Here is a 2,483-nt window from a genome sequence, read left to right as displayed (position 1 = left end):
TGAATTTTGATGCAATTGCCCTGGTTTTTCTTGCCAAAAGCTCACGCTGCGGGACCATTCCATGGCATTCTATGCAAGCAAGTCCCGGACACGCGCGCGCGGCGTATTTCTGCGCGCCCTTGCCGGCAGCCGGCGGGTCTTTGCCGTGCGGATTGGTTGTATACTATGAGTGGAATTCATACCGAGAAATCCTGGAGGCGCAATACATGTACCCATCGAGCACGCCCGTAGAGGATGCGCAGGACGGCCAAGACGACCTGATTTTTCTCGACGAGCACCCGGCCCCGGCCACCACCGGCAGCAACCGGCCGACTTGGCGCGTGATGATCATCGACGACGATGAGGATGTCCACTCGACAACGACGTTCGCCCTTGGCAACCTCGAAATGCAACACCGCCCGCTCGAATTCGTGCACGCCTATTCGGCCGGCCAGGCGCGCGAAATGCTCAAACACGAAGCCAACATCGCCGTCATCCTGCTCGACGTCGTCATGGAGCAGGACGACGCCGGCCTGCACCTGGTGCGCTACATCCGCGAAACGCTCAAGCTGGCCGACGTGCGCATCATCCTGCGCACCGGGCAGCCGGGCTACGCGCCCGAGATCGACGCGATCCGCGACTTCGACATCAACGACTACAAGACCAAATCCGAGCTCACCCGCATCAAGCTGTTCACGACCGTGACGGCGGCGATCCGCTCCTACGAGCAGATCCGCGCGATCAGCACGAGCCAGCGCGGCCTCGGCGAAATCGTGCGCGCCAGCACCGAGCTGATGGCGCTGCACGGCGTGAAAAACTTCGCCTCGGGGGTGCTCACGCAGGTCGCCGACATCCTCGCGATCGCCCCCAACGGCGTGCTGTGCGTGCACGACTGCACCGAAAGCGACAGCCACGAACTGAACATCATGGCGACCACGGGCAGCATGCGCCGCCTAGGCGCGGGCCGCCTGGCCGCCGCCGACGATGCGCGCATCAGCGCGGCCATGGAGCGCGCGCTGGCCGAGCGGCGCAACCTGTACGACCCGCAATTCGTGGTACTCTACTTCGCCGGCAAGGCCAGCCGCGACTTCGTCGGCTTCCTCGAACTGGGCGCGCCGATCAGCGAGATCGACGAGCGCCTGCTCGAGGTATTTTGCGGCAACGTCGCGGTCGGCCTAGACAACGTCGAGCTGGTCAGCCACCTGCACAACGCGGCCTTCTACGACAAGCTCTCCAAGCTGCCCAACCGCACCCGCCTGGTCGAGATCCTCGACGCCACGCTGGCCGGCCCGGGGCGCGACGACGCCACGCTGGCGCTGGTAGACATCGACCATTTCGCCGAAACCAACGACGCGCTCGGCCACCAGTTCGGCGACATGCTGCTGGTCGCGGTGGCCGCGCGCCTGCAGCTGCAGCTGGGGCGCCAGCTCACGGTGGCGCGCATCGGCAGCGATATCTTTTGCGTGCTCGGCGACGCCACCGCCGTCAACCCCGAGAACATCCTGGCCCTGTTCGCCACGCCGTTCCTGATCGACGGCCAGGACGTGCAGATCTCGGCCACGCTGGGCCTGGTGCGCCTGACCGAGCACGATGGCAGCGGCGCCGACGCGCTCAAGGACGCCGACATCGCCCTCAAGCGCGCCAAGAGCCAGCAGCGCAACGGCCACTTCTACTTCTCGCGCAGCATGGGCATCGAGATCCGCGAACGGGTGCGCATGATGCACGCGCTGCGCAAGGGTTTTTTGGCCAACGAGCTGTTCGTGGTGTACCAGCCGCAGATCGACCTGGTCACGCGCCGCCCCACCGGCGCCGAGGCGCTGCTGCGCTGGCAGACCAGCGACGGCATCCTGATATCGCCCGACCGCTTCATCCCGATCGCCGAGTATTCGGGCCTGATCATCGAGATCGGCGAATGGGTGCTGCGCGGCGCCTGCCACGAACTGGTGCGCCTGCGCGCGGCCGGCTACCTTGACCTGACGATGTCGATCAACGTCTCGCAGGTGCAGTTTCGGCATCCGCTGTTCCCCGTCATGCTGTGCGCGGCGCTCGAGGACAGCAAGGCGCCGCCCGAATTCATCGAACTCGAAATCACCGAGTCGATGGCGATGGAAGAACCCGACCAGCTCATCGAAATGCTCGCGCAGATCAAGCAGACCGGCGTGTCGATCGCGATCGACGACTTTGGGACGGGATTTTCGTCGCTGTCGTACCTGCAGCGGCTGCAGGTGGACCGGCTCAAGATCGACCGCGCCTTCGTGACCGAAATCACGGGCTCGGCGCGCGGCAGCAGCATCGCCGAGATGGTGATCCAGCTGGGCCGCAATCTGGGCTTGTCGGTGGTGGCCGAGGGGGTCGAGGACGAACGCCAGGCGGCGGTGCTGCAGGCGCTGGGCTGTCCGATGGCGCAAGGCTTTTTGTTCGCGCGCCCGCTGACGGCGGCGGCGCTGCACGAATGGCTGGCCAACGACGGCCTGATGCCGCTGGCCTGAAATCCCGCTCGTCTG

The 2,483-nt window shown here is 65.5% G+C and carries 1 protein-coding gene; it reads left to right on the top strand.

Annotation, left to right across the window (positions count from 1 at the left end; translation table 11 throughout):
• Window positions 1-206: 206 nt before the first annotated feature.
• Window positions 207-2,468 carry a putative bifunctional diguanylate cyclase/phosphodiesterase gene (locus C7C56_RS19120; protein WP_106758966.1) on the top strand — a complete coding sequence of 754 codons (2,262 nt, stop codon included), beginning with the start codon at window positions 207-209 and terminating at the stop codon, window positions 2,466-2,468.
• The last annotated feature ends 15 nt before the right edge of the window (window positions 2,469-2,483 follow it).

It is taken from the genome of Massilia glaciei (assembly GCF_003011895.2).
In the GTDB taxonomy this organism is placed as follows: Bacteria; Pseudomonadota; Gammaproteobacteria; order Burkholderiales; family Burkholderiaceae_D; genus Telluria_A; species Telluria_A glaciei.
This window is presented reverse-complemented; position numbering and strand designations above follow the sequence as displayed.